The following is a 15,805-nucleotide window of genomic DNA, read 5'->3' on the forward strand; positions in this document are numbered from 1 at the left end:
ATTTGAAGGGCCACGGGGCTGAAGCTCTGCTGAATGCAAGGTCGGGTTCTCGCTAATAATTGTAAAACCATGTCCAACGCAACCGAACGCATTGCCTGCATCGATGTCGGCACCAATACGGCCCTGCTGCTGGTCGCCGATCTTGACGCTGCGGCCAGCAACATCGTGACCGTCGATCACCGCCAGACCATCGTGCGCCTCGGCCAGAACGTCGATGAATACCGGATGATCCACCCTGAAGCGCTCGACCGGCTGATTGCCTGCATGACGGAGTACCGGAATCTGTGCGATGGACTTGGCGTGCAGCGGATTCTGGCCGTCGGTACCAGCGCCCTGCGTGACGCGGCCAACCGCGATGAAGTCATCGCGGCGGTCAAGGGCGAGACCGGCATCGAAATCCGCTGCATCAGCGGAGACGAGGAGGCCGCGCTCACCTTTTTCGGCGCGGTGGCCGGGCTGCCGGAGGTGCCGGAACCGTTCACGGTGATCGACATCGGCGGTGGCAGCACCGAAATCATCATGGGCACAGTCGAGCAGGTTGACAGCGCGGTCAGCATAAACATCGGTTCGGTGAGAATGACCGAACGCTTTTGCGCCGCGCAGCCCCCGTCGCCGGAGGCGTTCGAGGCGGCAAAAAAGGAGATTAACCGCAAGCTCGCCAGAAGCCTGCCGCCGTTTTTCGCGGGTCGCCAGCAGGTTTTCGGCGTCGCGGGCACGCTGACCACCATTGCACAGGTGTGCCTCGGTGACCGCCATTTCGACGCGGCGAAAGTGCAGGGCTACCGGCTTGAATACGATGCGGTGCACGAGCTGCTCGACCGGCTCCGCGCGATGAAGCTCAACGAGATCGTGGCGCTCGGCATCCCAGAAGGGCGCGCCGACGTCTTTACGATGGGCGTGCTCATCCTGCATCAGTTCATGCGGATGCTCGGCGTCGGCAGCCTGACGGTGAGCATCCAGGGCCTGCGCTACGGCGTGGCGCAGCAGGAGCTTCAGAAGCTTCTGATGCTTCGCAACCGGACCTGAAGCTCACGGCTTTCTGCACGAGAGCCAGATGAGACTGCCCGTAGCGTTTTTCGTGAAAAAGAGATAGCGCTCGCTGCTCTCCCCGATTTTGTACCGCTTGCGCAGCTCCTCGACCGACAGCGGAAAATCGCGCCGCTGGATGGCCGCATTCGTGATTTCCAGTTCAGCAAGCTCCTTCCGGAAACTCTTCTGCCTGAATGGACGGCACTCCTCGATCCGGAAGCTTCTGCCCGGAAATGGCTCGATCAACCGATCTGACGTCAGATAATCCACCGTGCGATTGAGAAATTCAAGATGGAATTGACGCGCAAGCTCGCCCGTCAGCCGCGCCTTGATGATCGCCGTGTCCGGCTCGTAGAGCCACGTGCCGGGCGCTTCGGCGACCACGCGAGCGGGCGGCACGCCACCAGATGAAACGATCTCGAACGTCTCGCTTCCGAGGCACACCGCACGAATCTCCGGCGTCAAGCCAGCTTCGCGTTCGCGGTAGAGCAGCAGTAGCACCTCCTTGCACTCCCCATCCACCGACACGGCGATAACTTCCGAGAGCGTCGGCAGTTGTGTTTCCAGACCGCTGATTTCCAGCGCGGGTGACGCCTTGATGCAGACTCGTCGTGCCTTGCGGAGCAGCATGTCGTGCAAGCGTACCACATCGGGACTCGACGCCGATAGCCCCGCCGAGCGCCCGCCGTGCTCGCGCCGCGCCGGATCGACCAGTACCCAGTCGAACGAATCGTCGGCATACCCTGCCAACAGTTCCTCACTGTCGCCAATGAGCGTCTCGACATTCGTCACCCCCATCATGCGCCGGTTCGCTTCGGCTAGCCGTGCCAGCGCCTCGTTCCGCTCGCACGATACCACCGAGTCGAAGCGCTGGGCGAGAAAGAGCGTATCGATTCCGAGACCTCCCGTCAGATCAATCGCCCGCCACCCCCGCATAAGCGACGCTTTCCACTCCGCAGCCCGCTCGCCGGAAGCCTGTTCGAGGCCGAGCCGCGTATAGAGCATCGGAAAGCGCGACAGCGATGGCAGCTTCGCGGCAGCCTTTTTCCGGCAGGCAATCTGCTCGGCTATCGCCCGCACCGGCAAATCGCCCCTTCCGTGAAATTGCATCGCAAACGTCGCCGGATCGTCACTGGCGTGGGCGTCGATCAACGCAAGCACCTGCGGATCGAGCAGCCTGTTGAGTTCGTCGAGGGTCATAGTGAAAAAAAGATTTCATGGGGAGCGCCGCGTTGCGCGGGTACATTCCCTTGCTTCAGTATCCATTTTTTGTTCATATCACCCGGTTTCAGCAGCCGTTGTCTCTCTTTGTTTCGAAAGCCGTTGATGGTCCGAATAAACTGAAAGGCCAACTGATCACCATGTGCTTTCGTGGTGGCTACGAGACAGGAACTTATGGAATTGATCTACTTTTTTCTACTTTTCGTCCGGCTTTACCTTCCGTTACGAATGACTGTTGAGTGACGACCAATGAGCACTGTTCCTGAAGAGGATTTTTCCGGAAATCACGATGACTCGCTTCCCTTGCCGTCCGGCGGCGGCCTGAAATCGAAGCTGCTGGCAGCGTTTCCTCCTTTTGCGAGCCGGAACTTCCGGCTCTATTTCGTTGGGCAGATCGTGTCGATGATCGGCACCTGGCTTCAAATGGTGGCCCAGGGGTGGCTGGTGCTCGAAATGACCGGTTCGGCGTTCTGGGTTGGCGTCACGGCGGCCACCTCGACCGTGCCGACGCTGCTGCTCTCGCTTTTTGGCGGTATGATTGTTGACCGCTATTCGCGGCGCACGATACTCCTCTGGACGCAGGCGCTCTCGATGATGCTCGCCCTCATCCTCGGAGCGATCACCCTCAGCGGCCATATCACCATTCCCGCAATTCTCGTGCTGGCCTTCCTGCTCGGCAGCGTTGGCGCACTCGCCACGCCGGCGATTCAGGCGTTCATCAGCGAAATGGTCGAGCGCAAGGATCTGCCTTCGGCGGTGGCGCTCAACGCCTCGATTTTCAATGCGTCGAGGGTGGTCGGGCCGGTGCTGGCCGGCTTCATGATTACCTGGGTCGGCACCGGCGGGGCGTTCATTGCCAACGGCGTCAGCTACGTGGCGGTCATCGCCGCGCTTCTGGCGATCCGGCCGACAGCCGCGCCGCCGCGTCCGGCGGTGGAGGAGCGCCCGATCCAGTCGATCCGTTCGGGCATCGCCTATACCCGCCGGCATCCGGTTATCAGGGCGATCGTGCTGTTCGTGGGTGTGGTTTCGATCTTTGGCTGGTCGTTCATGTCGATGCTGCCGGTGGTGGCCAGGCAGACCTTCGGTATCGGCGCGGCGGGGATGGGCTACCTCTATTCGGCGTTCGGCCTCGGCTCGCTCTCCGGCACTGTGGTGGTGTCGATGACGAGCGGCAAGGTGCGCGCCGACCGGCTGGTGATCGGCGGCATACTGACCTTCGCCGTCGCGCTGGCGGCCTTCACCTTCGCGACATGGTTGCCGCTAGCGCTCTTTTTTCTCTACCTCTCTGGGCTCGGGATGCTCTCGGCTTTTGCCACGATGAGCGCCACCGTGCAGCGGCTGGTCGATGACCGCTTTCGCGGGCGCGTCATGAGCATCTACCTCATGGTGTTGCTTGGCTTGATGCCTTTCGGCAATCTGCTGATGGGCTTGCTATCGGAGCATTTCGGTACTCCGGCTGCGCTCAGAACCGGCGCGATGGTAACCATCGCCGCTACGATCTTTCTGTTTATGTCGCGCGGGGAGATTACGAAGGCCTGGCAGGAGTATCGCACCACAACGGAAGCTTAGCCGGAACGCTTGCGAGGGCAATGCGGTTATGGTGGAAAAACCCTGACCGCCATGAGACGAGTGACCACATTGCTGGTTATGATGCTGACCGTGTTATCCGCTTGTCAGGCCTCACCGAAAGCTTCGCCAACGAAACCGGGCAACGCCATGAGCAACAATCATCCGCAGAATCCCTACTACTCCCGCACCGATACTACCCGGCTTGATTTGCCGAACGAGGTCTGGAAAAAGGTGCTCTCTCCTGAACTCTATGCCGTGGCCCGGCTTGCCGAAACCGAACGGGCTTTTACCGGCAAATACTGGAATTACGAAGGTCTTGGGACCTACTACTGCGCGGCCTGTGGCAATACCCTGTTCCGGTCGGATGCCAAGTTCGCCAGCACCTGTGGCTGGCCGAGCTTTTTCGAGACGGTACGTCCTGGCAGTGTCGCGTATCGTGAAGATACCTCGTTCGGCATGGTGCGTACCGAAGTGCTTTGCGGACGTTGCGGCGCGCACCTTGGTCACGTCTTCGACGACGGTCCGCCTCCGACCGGCAAGCGCTTCTGCATGAACTCGATCTGCCTCGATTTTGAGCCGGATCAGCCTGAAACAGCAAAGCCGCAGTGATCTTCTGCGGCTTTGCTGGACCGTTGTGCGGCATGTCAGGCACACGGTCATATCACGATATTTTTCAGTGCACCGATGACATATCCACCGTCTCTTTTTTGTCCACCCTGATAAAGAGCAGCAGTGGCAGGCAGACAGCGAAGAGGATGGCGATCATCTTGAAGGCGTCCATGTATGCCAGGTGGTAGCTCTGGCGGACGACGATGCCTTCGAGCGCAGCCATTGCTGCCTGTCCTGCTTCGACCGGCGAACTCATGTACTGACCGAGCGCCTGCTTCATGTCCTGCAACCGCTGAACGGCGGCGGGGTCGTAGGGCGAGAGGTGGCTGAGAATGTCGATGCGGTGCGCGGCCACGCGCTGGGTGACGTAGGTGTTGGTGATGGCGATGCCGAACGAACCGCCAAGCTGACGCACCATATTGTTCAGGCCGGTCGCCTGCCCGATATCCTTGCCGTGCAGTCCCGTGACGGCGAGCAGGGTGACCGGAATGAAGATGAAGCCGAGGGCGAAGCCGCGAATGAGCAGCACGAGAAAAAAGTTCTCCGCGCCCGACATGAGCGTCTGGTTGCCAAGCTCCCAGCAGAACCAGAAGAAAGCGACCATGCCGACCGTCATGAGCAGCTTCGGCGACGCACCCTTTTGCAACGCGATACCGAGCGGCATCGAAATGATGCCGGTGAGCATGGCGCTCGGAAAGAGCACCAGACCGGTCAGGAGCGCCGTGAAGCCGAGGAGTCGCTGCACGAAAACCGGAAAGATGAAGAGTGAACCGTACAGGCCGAAGCCGACGATGAAGGTCAGTACCGCGCCGATGGCGAGGTTTTTGCTTCGCGCCAGCACGGAGAGGTCAACCGCCGGATGGTCGGTGTGCAGCTCCAGCCAGACAAACGCGATGAGCGAAACCACGGCGATGATGGTGAACCAGACGATATAATCGGTCTCGAACCAGTCCTTCTGTTCGCCCCGCTCAAGCACGAACTGGAGCGAGCCGATGCCGACGGAGAGCAGGCCGATGCCCGCCCAGTCGATTTTTTCGACCACAGGCTTCACCTTCGGCTCTTTCACGAAGGTGAGCGACGCCCAGGCCGCCGCGATGCCGATCGGGATGTTGACGAAAAAGCACCACTCCCATGCGAAGTAATCGACCAGATACCCGCCAAGCAGCGGGCCGATGGTGGGGCCGAGCACCAGCCCCATCGAAAAGATGCCCGTTGCCGCGCCGCGCTCCTCCGGCCTGAAGGTTTCGTACAGGATCGCCTGCGAGGTGGGCAGCAGTCCTCCTCCGCCGATACCCTGGATGAAGCGGAAGAAGACCAGCATCCAGATGTTTGTCGAGATGCCGCACAAAAACGAGGCGCCCGTGAAGAGCACGATCGAGGCCACGAAGTAGTTGCGGCGCCCGAACAGGTTGCCGAGAAATCCCGACAGTGGAATGACAATCACGTTGGCGATGGCGTAGCTCGTGACCACGTAGGAAACATCCTCGATGCTCGCGCCGAGGTTGCCGCTGATGTGGTTGAGGGCCACGTTGACGATGGTGGTGTCGATCAGTTCGAGCATCGCCGCGATGATCACCGTTGCTGTGATGATCCATTTTCTGGCCCCGGTTTCGTAATGATGTTCCAGCGCCTGAGCGCCCGGTATGGTTGTTGCGGTACTTGACATCACTTCACCTTCACTTCTGCGATCACATTCATTCCAGCGGCAAGCGGCAGGTCGGTTTTTTCGTCGAAGACGATCTTGACCGGCACACGCTGGGTCACTTTTACGAAGTTGCCGCTGGCGTTATCGGGGGGAAGCAGGGCGAACTCGGCGCCTGTTCCTGCGGAGATTGAATCGATATGGCCTTTCAGCTCCTTGCCTGGGAAGGCATCGACTTTGATGATTACCTTTTGGCCGGGGCGCATGTGTTCGAGTTGCGTTTCCTTGAAGTTGGCCACGACCCACAAGTCGCCGCTGCCGACAATGGCGATGAGCTGTTGGCCGGGAGTAACATACTGGCCGGGCTGGACGTTCTTTTTCGAAACCTTGCCGTCAGCCGGAGCGGTAATGGTTGTCCATGACAGCTGGAGTTCGGCGTTTTTCAGCTCGGCCTCGGCAAGTTTTGCCTGGGCGAGTGCGGCCTTGTAGTTGTCTCCGGCGGCGGCGTGCTGTGCAGACGCGGCGGTCGCGCCAGCCGTGGCGGCATCGAGCTCCGCTCGGGAGATCACATCCTGTTTCTGGAGGTTCTGGCTGCGGCGAAGGTCGGCGGCAAGCTTGATTTGCGCCGCCGCCGCCGCTATGATGTCGGCCTTCGCTCCCGATACTGCCGCCCGCGCTTTCAGGAGCTGCGCTTCGGCCATATCGCGCTTGATCTGGTAGTCCGAAGGATCGAGCCGGATGAGCACGTCGCCTTTTTTCACCATCTGGTTGTCGTTGGCAAGCACTTCGACCACCTTGCCCGGCACGCGCGGAATGACCGGATAGATGTTGCCGGCGATCTGCGCGTCATCGGTCTCTTCGTAACTGAGCGAGCGGATGAGCTTCATGCCGCCCCAGACAAGGCCGATGGCCAGCAAAATGCCGAAGATGACCAGGCGGCCCATCGAGCGTTCCGGTTTTGGCTTGCCTTTTTCGTTGTCCGGTGCTTCGATGTTGGATTGCTGCGTTTCTGCCATGGATAGTAAATCTGTCGTTGGTGTTTACAGGATTGCTTCTTTTTGTTTCCGCTGAACCGTTCCGGTTTCATTGACGCCTTCCGGCGAGCGGAGCACCAGCACCGGGCACGGCGCGTGGCGCATCACCGATTCAGCAGTGCTGCCAACCAGCAGGCGCCCCAGATTGCTCGCGCCGTGCGAGCCGAGCACGATCATAGCTGCCCCGGTTTTCGACGCATATTCGATGATGGTCGCGCCGGGCGAGCCGTACTCGACGGCGAAACGCACCCGGCAGCCGTAGGCAGAGAGCAGGTCGGAATAGCTCGAAAACTGATGGAGATGCTCTCTGAGCATTGTGCCCCGGTCGCCGTTTCCGGCGTCGCCGACATACAGCACGATCAGCTCGGCGTCAGCCGGGCAGTGTTCGGCGGCATAAAGCAGCGCCCTTTCGGAAGATGGCGAAAAATCGACAGGGCAGAGCATAATTTTCGATGGTTTTACATGGTTTGTCGTCATGATTATCACTCCGTTTATCGCTCGATCAGATCGCCAGCGGCGCGTCTGACCGAATAGGCATTCATCACATATTCATATCGGGCCTGCAAGTTCGCCAGCTCGGCTTCGGCCAGCGCCGCTTCGGCGTCGAGCAGATCGAGCGTGGTGGCCAGCCCATTGTCGTAGCGGATTCGCGCGTGTTTGGCCGCAAGATCAGCCTGCGAAACCTGCAAGCGGGTGGTCTGGATTTTTTCGGCGCTGCTCTTCAGATCGTTGACCGACTGGCGCACCTCGGCCTGACTCACCTGCTCGGCGTCGAGCTGCTGCTGCTCCGCCGAGCGCTTCATCGCCGTAGCCTCCCTGAGCGCGGCGCTCTTCCTGAATCCATCAAAAATCGGCACCTGAAGCTCGACGCCCACCGCGACGTTGGTGCGCATCTTGTCGAGGTCGGGCACATAGCCATTGGTGCTTCCCCACGAAGCGCTGCCTACGATCTTCGGCAGAAACTCACGGGTAGCGAGATTTTTTTTGTACGACGCCGCCTTGAAATTCTCGCGGGCGAGCATCACCTCCGGCCGGTGGTCGAGCGCCGAAGCGGCAAGCTTGTCGGCATCCATATCGGCAGCCGTAATATCAAACGACCCCTTCAGGCTCAGTGGCGCTTTTTCGTCGAGACCACAGAGGCGACGCAGCGTAATCTCCTGATTGCGGAGCTGGTTCTGGTAATCGATCTCGCGATTGGCCGCGCCCGCCAGCCGCACCTGGGTCGTCAGCAAGTCGAAGCGGGTGGCTGCACCCTGGTCATAGCGCTTCTGCATGTGGTCGAGGTTCGTTTGCAGCGCGGCAACCTCCTTCTGCTGAACCCTGACCGCCTCCTGCAAAAAGAGCACCGAGTAGAACGCCTGCACGGTCGCCAGCGAAAGGTCGCGGAGGGTCATGTCCTGCCGGAGCCTTGCCGAGTTGCGAGCCGCTTTGGCCAGATCGACGGTGCTTGCGGTGCGCCCGAAATCGTAGAGCATCATCTCGGCGGTGAATCGCGCATTGTAATTGTTGTTCGGCATGAACTTCATGGCGAGGCCGCCGAAGGTCATTTCGGAGACCGGATCGAGGTAGGTGTAACCCGCCTTGCCCGAGATTTGCGGAAACCAGGCGCTGCGGCTTTCGGTGACTTTCGCGTCGGCAGCGTTCAACTCCTCCAAGGCCTGCCGGGCTTTCGGGTTGTGCTCGCGCGTCATGCGCAGCGCCTCGTCGAGTGTCAGCGGCGCGCCGCTGGTTTCAGCCGCCAGCAAAGGCTCGCCCGCCGAAAAGGAAACGGCGATCATGAGCAGGGCGGCGATGGTATTTCTTTTTTTCATAGTATGCGACATGGTTAAATCGACAGGAAATCAACATCAATTTCCATGCCATAATTTCTTTTTCACGCCAAAGTTGCTTAACTCTTTTTTATTGTTTGACTTATCTGTCATGACCCGATTTCGCGGCTTTTGATGAATTCTGAAATTTTCAGAATATTCCGCAAAAAGTATTCTGAAGAGATCAGAAATCCGCCAATGAATGCCACCACCTTGCCCGAAGCGCTCAAGCTCATGCAGTACATCGGCGACGCCATTGGGACCATCCGCGACCCGCAGGAGCTGTTCCGCACCGTGACCGACAAGTTGCGTCTTCTCTTTGCGTTCGACTCGGCGGTCATCATCACGATCGACCGGGAGCGGCGCGAGGCGAGCGTCTTTTTTGAGATGCTTCGTTTCGAGCTGCCTGAGCAGTTGCGCCACCAGACGCGCTCCATTGCGGGTACCTGGCTCGAAGGGCACCTCGACGACCGCACGGTGACGGTTGCCTCCATTGCTCGCGACATTCCCTCGTTCGGCGCGGACGGCGCCCCGCTGCTCTGGACGCTGCATGAGCTCGGAATGCGCCAGATCGTGCTCTCTCCGCTCCGTTCCGGCGGGCGGGTGATCGGTTTCCTCAGCTTTGTTTCCGCAGAAGAGAAGCTGTGGAGTGATGGCGACAAATCGCTGCTTTCGGGGGTCAGCTCCTCCATCGCCATCGCGGTGAGCAATGCGCTGGCCTACGAAGAGTTGCGCCAGCGCGAGGCCGAAACCTCCATGCAGCTCGCGATAAACAATGCGCTGTTCACCATCAAGGATCGAAGCCAGATGCTGCTGACTGTCTGCGAGCAGATCAGCCGCCTTGTGCCTTGCTCGTTTCTTGGCATCCGCGTGGTTGGTTCGGACGGGCGGTTCCATATTTATGATAACTTCATGCGTGGGTCGGGCAGCAGTTTCGCCCCCTTTTCGCCACTCGAACATCTTGAAATGTTGCCCGACGACCCCGTTGCGCGGGAGAGCATTGAGGTGATTTCGCGGCCCGGCATCTATTCCGGCGAGCGCTTCGACGAGCTGTGCCGGGATTTTCGCATTCTCGAACTGGTGCGCGATCGCTTCGGCATCAGCTCGATCATCGTCTTGCAGCTTTGGGATTTGCCCGGCAGCCGTGCGGGGTTGATTATTTCAGGCGTCGGCGTTACGCTGGGCGACGAGGAGGCGCGTACGGTCAGCCTCATTGTGCCACAGCTCGCGCTGGCATTGCAGAACTACCTCGCTTTCGACGAGATCGACCGGCTGCGCCGCAAGCTCGAAGGGGAGCGCACTTACCTCGTCGAGGAGATTCGCGCCGCGCATAACTTCGAGGAGATCGTGGGCAACAGCGCACCGCTGGCCGAGGTGTTGCGTCGTGTCAGTCAGGTCGCTCCGACCGATGCAACGGTGCTTATCGAGGGCGAAACCGGCACCGGCAAGGAGCTGATCGCCCGCGCAATCCACAACCTCTCGCCGCGCAAGGAGCGGGTGCTGGTGAAGGTCAACTGCGCGGCGTTGCCCGCTTCGCTCATCGAGTCTGAGCTGTTCGGCCACGAAAAGGGGAGCTTCACCGGCGCGACTGAGCGGCGTATCGGCAAGTTCGAGCTGGCCGACGGCGGCACCATTTTTCTTGACGAAATTGGCGAGCTGCCGCTGGAGCTTCAGGCCAAGCTGCTGCGGGTGCTTCAGGAAAAGGAGCTCGAACGCATCGGCGGTCGGCGCGTGATTCCGGTCGATGTGCGGGTTATCGCCGCCACCAACCGCGACCTTAAAAAGGAGGTCGCTACCGGTCGCTTCCGTCAGGATCTCTACTTTCGGCTCAACGCCTTTCCCCTGTCGGTGCCGCCGCTTCGCGAACGCCGCGACGACATTCCCGTGCTCGCTCTGCACTTCGCCCGAAAATTCGCCCGCGAGTTTGGCAAGCCGGAACGCGCCATCCGCGAGCGCGATATGAACGAGCTGGTCTCGCGCGAGTGGCGGGGTAACATCCGCGAACTCTCCCACACCATTGAGCAGGCGGTGATTGTCGCCGAAGGTGACTCGCTCGACTTTTCCACGGTGCTGCCGCTACGAAATGAATCTGTTCCGCTGTCCGCACCATCGGCGCTCATGACGATGGCGGAGCTCGAAGAGGAGATGCGAGGCATGGAACGCAAGCTCATTCTTGATGCCCTCGATCGCGCCGGAGGCCGCGTCAGCGGCGAAGGAGGTGCCGCGGAGCTGCTGAAGATCAACGCCAAGACGCTCTACTCCCGCATCGACAAGCTGGGAATTCGCAAGCGGTACGGGGCGGGGTGAGCAAGGATTTGCTTACATTGACCCATATGCTTCTTTTTTTCAGTCTTATCGTTGCTTCCGGTTCTTTTGAAACAACGCCACCCCTAAATCAAAAAGATCATGAAAACCATCACCCGTCGATTGTTTGCTGCCGTGCTTGTGCCGGGTCTGTTGTTGCTCTCGGCATGCGGCAAGAAAGATTCCAGTGCTCCCGATTCTGCCGGTGTCGAGCATGCGGCTCCCGCCATAGCCGGTCCCTTTACCGGTGTACTTACCATGAAGACTACCATACCCAAGGCCGGAACGAGCGATATGAAGCTTTACATCGGCCCGAAAGGGATGCGTGCCGAAAGCAAGACCAACATCGGTGCTCACGGCGGAGAGGTGTCCATGACCATCCTTTCGCTGAAGGACAGCCCCGACAAGATTTACATGATCAATGGCGCGACCGGCGCCTGCATGGAACTTGATGTGTCGAAGGTGAAAAAGCAGCCGGGCGGCGACCCGTACAAGAATGCCAAGATCGAAAATCTGGGCAGGGAGCGCGTCAATGGTTACGACTGCAACCATGTCAGGATTTCGTGGCCTGACAAACAGAACACCGTCGATCTCTGGGTGAGCAAGGATATTCTCGACTATTTCGCTTATGCCAAGATGCAGGGTTCGGATGACCAGACCGATACCCAGCTTGCCGAAAAGCTGAGGGCTGCCGGCCTCGACGGCTTCCCTGTCAAGACGCTGCTTTCTCCGGAAGGCGTGGTCACCGAGCTGGTCAAAGCTGAGCGCACCACTCCGGACGACAAGCTCTTCGAGGTGCCAGCCAACTGCACGAAGATGGAGATTCCCGCCATTCCGGCCTCCCCGCAGGGCATGAGCAAGGAGGACGTGAAAAAGATGCAGGACTGGGCGCGCAAGATGCAGCAGCAGATGCCGAAGCAGTAATCAGAACAACGATGACATAATTGCCACGAAACCCCCGCAACGTCGGGGGTTTCGCATTTTTTGGCCGTTCGCAATCCTGGCGAGTGTGCCGAGGCTTTTTGGTGTGATGTTTTTACCCGCACACCTCGCGGATGGCGCGGGTGATGATGGGAATGCCGCGTTCGATCTCTTCCGGGGTGTTGTTGCAGTAGGAGAGGCGCATGGTGTTGTTGCGTGTTCCTTGCGGGTCGAAGGTGCTGCCGGTGACGAAGACCGCGCCGCCTTCGATGGCGCGCTTGAGTATTTCAGTGGCGTCGGCTCCCTCCGGCAGGGTCAGCCAGATGTAGAACCCGCCTTTCGGTTCGTTCCAGCGGACGTAGGCGGGCAGGTTGCTTCGCAGGGCTTTGACCATGGAGGCGGCGCGGCGCTTGTACTCTTCGCGCACCGAAGCGACGTATGTATCGATCCTGCCCGAGCGGATGAATGCGTCGGCGATGACCTGGGTGAAGCTTGACGAACAGGCGTCGGCGGACTGCTTGATCAGCTCGCACTTTTCGTAGATTGCCTCTGGCGCCAGCATCCAGCCAAGGCGCAGGCCCGGGCCGAGAATCTTGGAGAAGGAGCCCATGTAGCAGACGTCGATGTCCTCCGGATCGATCGCCTTGATGGGTTGCAGGGCTTCGCGGTGTTCGTCGCTGAACCAGAGGTCGCCGTAAGCGTCGTCTTCGAGCAGCGGAATGTCGCGCCCCTGTAACGCTTTGATCAGCTTCCTCTTGCGGTTGGTGCTGTAGAGCATTCCCGCCGGGTTGTGGAAGTACGGTGTGATGTAGAGAAACTTCGCCGGGTCGGGATTCTCCACCTCCTGACGGAGCATGGCGATGTCGATGCCCGCTTCATCGACCGGCAGCGAGACGATCTCGGCTCCGCAGGCGCGGAACGCCGCGATGGCTCCGATGAAGCAGGGGTACTCGGTCAGCACCCGGTCGCCCGGATCGACGAAAGCGCGGGCAAAAATACTCAGAGCCTGCTGTGATCCGGTGGTGATCATGAGGCGGTTCTTCTTGACTGGCAGGCCTTTGCGTTCCAGAAAACCGCCAAGCGATTCGAGCAGTGAGGGCAGGCCGGGTGTCGGGCCGTACTGGAACGCGGCCTGTTTGGTTTTGGTGTCGAGGTTCCGGAACAGCTCCTCGACCTCATCGATCGGAAACAGCTCGTTACCCGGCATTCCTCCCGCAAACGAGAGAATATCAGGGCGAGAAGCGAGGCTCATTAGCTCCCTGATCGCTGAGGAGCGCAATGCAGAAACGGATTTCGAAAATCGTGGCATTGGGTTTCAATGATTGGCCTTTTCTCAGAGCTGGTACACATCGCCCGTCTTGAGCAGCTCCATCTTGTGCAGTTGCAGCACCTCGATGGCCTTCTGTGGCGTATCGGTTCGGATGACGGCGGTCGCCCGCCCTTCGCCATTGGTAAAGGCGTACATGTACTCGATCGATATGCCGTTATCGGTCAGGATTTGCAGCGCATGGTGCAGCGCTCCCGGTTTGTTGGGCATGATCATGCCGATGACGTCAGTGATCTTGACGGCAAATCCCTGCTCTTTCAGCACCTTTTCAGCCAGCTCCGGCTTGCCGGTGATGACACGCAGGATGCCGAAATCGGTTGTGTCGGCGATGCTGAATGCCGAGATGTTGATGTCGTTGTCGGCCAGGATGCCGGTCAGCTCGGTCAGTCTTCCGGCGCGGTTTTCGAGAAACACCGAGAGTTGTTTGATGATCATGGCGTCTCCTTGTGTTCGTTGAGTTTGCGTTTGTCCACGACGCGCTGTGCCTTGCCCTGGCTGCGTTCGATGGTGCCAGGTTCGACCAGCCTGACATTTGCATGCAGGCCGAGGATGCTGGTCAGGTTGCCGCTGATGCGTTTGCGGAGACCTTCGAGCTCTTTGACTTCGTCGGAGAAGAACTGGTCTTCGACTTCGACCTGGATTTCGAGGGTGTCGAGGTTGTTCTGGCGATCGACCACGAGCAGGTAGTGCGGTTTGGTTTCGCTCATTTCGAGCAGCACCGATTCGACCTGCGACGGGAAGACGTTCACGCCGCGAATGATGAGCATGTCGTCCGAACGCCCGACGCACTTCTCCATGCGCACCAGCGTGCGACCGCAGTCGCAGCGCTCGACGTGCAGGCGGGTGAGGTCGCGCGTGCGGTAGCGCAGGAGCGGCAAGGCCTCCTTGGTGACCGCGGTGAAGACCAGTTCGCCCAGCTCGCCGTACGGCAGCACCTCGCCGGTTTCAGGATTGATGATTTCTGGAATGAAGTGATCCTCGAAGACGTGCATCCCGTGCTGGATGCTGCACTCCATCGAGACGCCCGGTCCGATCACTTCGGAGAGGCCGTAGATGTCGTACGCCTTGATTCCGAGGAGCTGCTGGATCTGCGAGCGCATCTCCTCCGTCCACGGCTCCGCGCCGAAGATACCCGCTTTCAGCTTGATCTTCGAGCGGTCGAGCTTCTCCTCCATGATGGCCTCGCCGAGGTATGCCGCGTAGGAGGGGGTGCAGGCGATGGCGGTCGAACCGAAATCCTCCAGCAGCTGGAGCTGCTTTTTGGTGTTGCCGCCGGAGATCGGGATGACCGACGCGCCGATTTTCTCGGCGCCGTAGTGCAGGCCAAGACCGCCGGTGAAGAGTCCGTAGCCGTAGGCGACCTGGATGATGTCGTGTTTCGTGACCCCGGCCATCGTGAGCGAACGGGCGACCACCTCGGACCACATCATGATATCGTTATGGGTGTACCCGACCACGGTCGACTTGCCGGTGGTGCCGCTTGAGGCATGGAATCGCACGATATCCTGCTGAGGCACAGCAAACAGCCCGAACGGGTAGTTGTCGCGCAGGTCCTGCTTGGTGGTGAAGGGCAGCTTTTTCAGGTCGTCGATCGAGCGGATGTCTCCCGGCTCGATGCCCATCTCCTGCAGCTTGTTGCGGTAGAATGGCACGTTGTAGTAGATCCGTTCGACCATTTGGCGAAGGCGTTCGCCCTGCAGCGATGCCAGCTGGTCGCGCCCCATGCATTCGTGATGCTCGTTCCAGATCATGGATGGTGAAGTTCGGTGTTGGAAAGCTGCAGTCCCTTGCGGAACGCCCTGATATTGATGTCGACGACCTCCTGCCCCTTGGTGCTGAAAAGCGCCTCGATGCTCGCTTCGAGTTTCGACGGCGCAATACCGGCGAATGGTGCTCCCGCACCCAGCATGACCATGTTCGACGCCCTTGCGCTTCCGGCATCTTTGGCCAGATCGGCGGCATGAACCAGTACCGGACGACCGGTTTTGCCCAGTTCTGCTTCGATCTCCTCCATCGGCGGGTAGCCGGTCATGTTCACGAACGGATCGAGCGAGGTGACGATGCGTCCGTCAGGTGCGAGGTATGGAAGGTATCGAAGGGCTTCGAGCGGTTCGACTGAGAGGATGAGATCGCCCGTGCCGAGCCCGATGAGGTCGGCGAAGAGCTCCTGATCCGAAATTCGCAGATGTGACTGCACGGCACCGCCACGCTGGCTCATGCCGTGTACCTCCGCCTGGCGGATATTGAGTCCCTCATGGAGTGCCGCCCAGTCGATGACCGCGGCGATGCTGAGAATTCCCTGACCGCCGACACCGGCGAGAATGATGTTTTTCTGCAT

General features: G+C 59.8%; 14 protein-coding genes. 5 read left to right on the top strand and 9 right to left on the bottom strand.

The features are described from left to right. The first annotated feature begins 69 nt into the window (after positions 1 to 69). Complete coding sequence (locus tag AYT24_RS00485; RefSeq protein WP_164926799.1) at positions 70 to 1,026, top strand: Ppx/GppA phosphatase family protein; 957 nt, start codon at positions 70 to 72, stop codon at positions 1,024 to 1,026. A gap of 3 nt (positions 1,027 to 1,029) precedes the next feature. On the opposite strand, the gene AYT24_RS00490 is transcribed toward AYT24_RS00485, so the two are convergent. Next, positions 1,030 to 2,229, bottom strand: a complete 1,200-nt coding sequence (locus AYT24_RS00490; RefSeq protein ID WP_010931794.1) for a THUMP-like domain-containing protein — start codon at positions 2,227 to 2,229, stop codon at positions 1,030 to 1,032. Between the two features lie 270 nt (positions 2,230 to 2,499). Between AYT24_RS00490 and AYT24_RS00495 the strand changes: the two genes are divergently transcribed. Further along, entirely contained in the window at positions 2,500 to 3,822 is a 1,323-nt protein-coding gene (locus AYT24_RS00495) for an MFS transporter (RefSeq protein WP_010931796.1), read from the top strand. A gap of 147 nt (positions 3,823 to 3,969) precedes the next feature. Beyond that, positions 3,970 to 4,431, top strand: coding sequence for a peptide-methionine (R)-S-oxide reductase MsrB (msrB, locus tag AYT24_RS00500; protein ID WP_164926800.1), 462 nt, complete (start codon positions 3,970 to 3,972; stop codon positions 4,429 to 4,431). 64 nt (positions 4,432 to 4,495) lie between these two features. Here msrB and AYT24_RS00505 read toward each other — a convergent pair whose 3' ends face one another. The 4 genes from AYT24_RS00505 to AYT24_RS00520 are packed head-to-tail and all read right to left on the bottom strand — an operon-like array spanning position 4,496 to position 8,918. Beyond that, a complete protein-coding gene (locus tag AYT24_RS00505; RefSeq protein WP_010931798.1) occupies positions 4,496 to 6,097 on the bottom strand; it encodes a DHA2 family efflux MFS transporter permease subunit in 1,602 nt (533 codons plus the stop codon). Then, positions 6,097 to 7,089, bottom strand: coding sequence for an HlyD family secretion protein (locus AYT24_RS00510; RefSeq protein ID WP_010931799.1), 993 nt, complete (start codon positions 7,087 to 7,089; stop codon positions 6,097 to 6,099). Before AYT24_RS00510 ends, AYT24_RS00505 begins: the two co-directional genes overlap by 1 nt. 24 nt (positions 7,090 to 7,113) lie before the next feature. Beyond that, positions 7,114 to 7,584 (bottom strand): universal stress protein, encoded by a 471-nt coding sequence (locus AYT24_RS00515; RefSeq protein WP_010931800.1) that lies wholly within the window; start codon positions 7,582 to 7,584, stop codon positions 7,114 to 7,116. Between the two features lie 14 nt (positions 7,585 to 7,598). Next, entirely contained in the window at positions 7,599 to 8,918 is a 1,320-nt protein-coding gene (locus AYT24_RS00520; RefSeq protein ID WP_164926801.1) for a TolC family protein, read from the bottom strand. A gap of 195 nt (positions 8,919 to 9,113) precedes the next feature. On the opposite strand from AYT24_RS00520, the gene AYT24_RS00525 reads away from it, so the two are divergent. Continuing rightward, positions 9,114 to 11,222, top strand: a complete 2,109-nt coding sequence (locus AYT24_RS00525) for a sigma-54-dependent Fis family transcriptional regulator (RefSeq protein WP_164926802.1) — start codon at positions 9,114 to 9,116, stop codon at positions 11,220 to 11,222. 99 nt (positions 11,223 to 11,321) lie between these two features. Further along, positions 11,322 to 12,143: a DUF4412 domain-containing protein gene (locus tag AYT24_RS00530; protein WP_010931803.1), complete on the top strand. Its 822-nt coding sequence runs from the start codon at positions 11,322 to 11,324 to the stop codon at positions 12,141 to 12,143. 112 nt (positions 12,144 to 12,255) lie between these two features. On the opposite strand, the gene AYT24_RS00535 is transcribed toward AYT24_RS00530, so the two are convergent. The 4 genes from AYT24_RS00535 to AYT24_RS00550 are packed head-to-tail and all read right to left on the bottom strand — an operon-like array spanning position 12,256 to position 15,805. Then, positions 12,256 to 13,449 carry a PLP-dependent aminotransferase family protein gene (locus AYT24_RS00535; RefSeq protein ID WP_010931804.1) on the bottom strand — a complete coding sequence of 398 codons (1,194 nt, stop codon included), beginning with the start codon at positions 13,447 to 13,449 and terminating at the stop codon, positions 12,256 to 12,258. Positions 13,450 to 13,473: 24 nt separating this feature from the next. Continuing rightward, the gene (locus AYT24_RS00540; protein ID WP_010931805.1) at positions 13,474 to 13,902 is read right to left on the bottom strand and encodes an ACT domain-containing protein; all 429 of its coding nucleotides are present in this window, start codon (positions 13,900 to 13,902) and stop codon (positions 13,474 to 13,476) included. Beyond that, the gene (locus AYT24_RS00545) at positions 13,899 to 15,218 is read right to left on the bottom strand and encodes a phenylacetate--CoA ligase (protein ID WP_010931806.1); all 1,320 of its coding nucleotides are present in this window, start codon (positions 15,216 to 15,218) and stop codon (positions 13,899 to 13,901) included. The genes AYT24_RS00540 and AYT24_RS00545 overlap by 4 nt, the downstream gene beginning before the upstream one ends. Further along, positions 15,215 to 15,805, bottom strand: coding sequence for an indolepyruvate oxidoreductase subunit beta (locus AYT24_RS00550; RefSeq protein WP_010931807.1), 591 nt, complete (start codon positions 15,803 to 15,805; stop codon positions 15,215 to 15,217). Before AYT24_RS00550 ends, AYT24_RS00545 begins: the two co-directional genes overlap by 4 nt.

The organism is Chlorobaculum tepidum TLS (assembly GCF_000006985.1).
Taxonomy (GTDB): domain Bacteria; phylum Bacteroidota; class Chlorobiia; order Chlorobiales; family Chlorobiaceae; genus Chlorobaculum; species Chlorobaculum tepidum.

Coding starts and splice junctions, on each gene's coding strand:
- AYT24_RS00505 (WP_010931798.1), bottom strand. CDS start 6,097: ATGTCAAGTACCGCAACAACCATACCGGGCGCTCAGGCGCTGGAACAT.
- AYT24_RS00530 (WP_010931803.1), top strand. CDS start 11,322: ATGAAAACCATCACCCGTCGATTGTTTGCTGCCGTGCTTGTGCCGGGT.
- AYT24_RS00525 (WP_164926802.1), top strand. CDS start 9,114: ATGAATGCCACCACCTTGCCCGAAGCGCTCAAGCTCATGCAGTACATC.
- AYT24_RS00520 (WP_164926801.1), bottom strand. CDS start 8,918: ATGAAAAAAAGAAATACCATCGCCGCCCTGCTCATGATCGCCGTTTCC.
- msrB (WP_164926800.1), top strand. CDS start 3,970: ATGAGCAACAATCATCCGCAGAATCCCTACTACTCCCGCACCGATACT.
- AYT24_RS00535 (WP_010931804.1), bottom strand. CDS start 13,449: ATGCCACGATTTTCGAAATCCGTTTCTGCATTGCGCTCCTCAGCGATC.
- AYT24_RS00540 (WP_010931805.1), bottom strand. CDS start 13,902: ATGATCATCAAACAACTCTCGGTGTTTCTCGAAAACCGCGCCGGAAGA.
- AYT24_RS00490 (WP_010931794.1), bottom strand. CDS start 2,229: ATGACCCTCGACGAACTCAACAGGCTGCTCGATCCGCAGGTGCTTGCG.
- AYT24_RS00550 (WP_010931807.1), bottom strand. CDS start 15,805: ATGCAGAAAAACATCATTCTCGCCGGTGTCGGCGGTCAGGGAATTCTC.
- AYT24_RS00495 (WP_010931796.1), top strand. CDS start 2,500: ATGAGCACTGTTCCTGAAGAGGATTTTTCCGGAAATCACGATGACTCG.
- AYT24_RS00515 (WP_010931800.1), bottom strand. CDS start 7,584: ATGACGACAAACCATGTAAAACCATCGAAAATTATGCTCTGCCCTGTC.
- AYT24_RS00485 (WP_164926799.1), top strand. CDS start 70: ATGTCCAACGCAACCGAACGCATTGCCTGCATCGATGTCGGCACCAAT.
- AYT24_RS00545 (WP_010931806.1), bottom strand. CDS start 15,218: ATGATCTGGAACGAGCATCACGAATGCATGGGGCGCGACCAGCTGGCA.
- AYT24_RS00510 (WP_010931799.1), bottom strand. CDS start 7,089: ATGGCAGAAACGCAGCAATCCAACATCGAAGCACCGGACAACGAAAAA.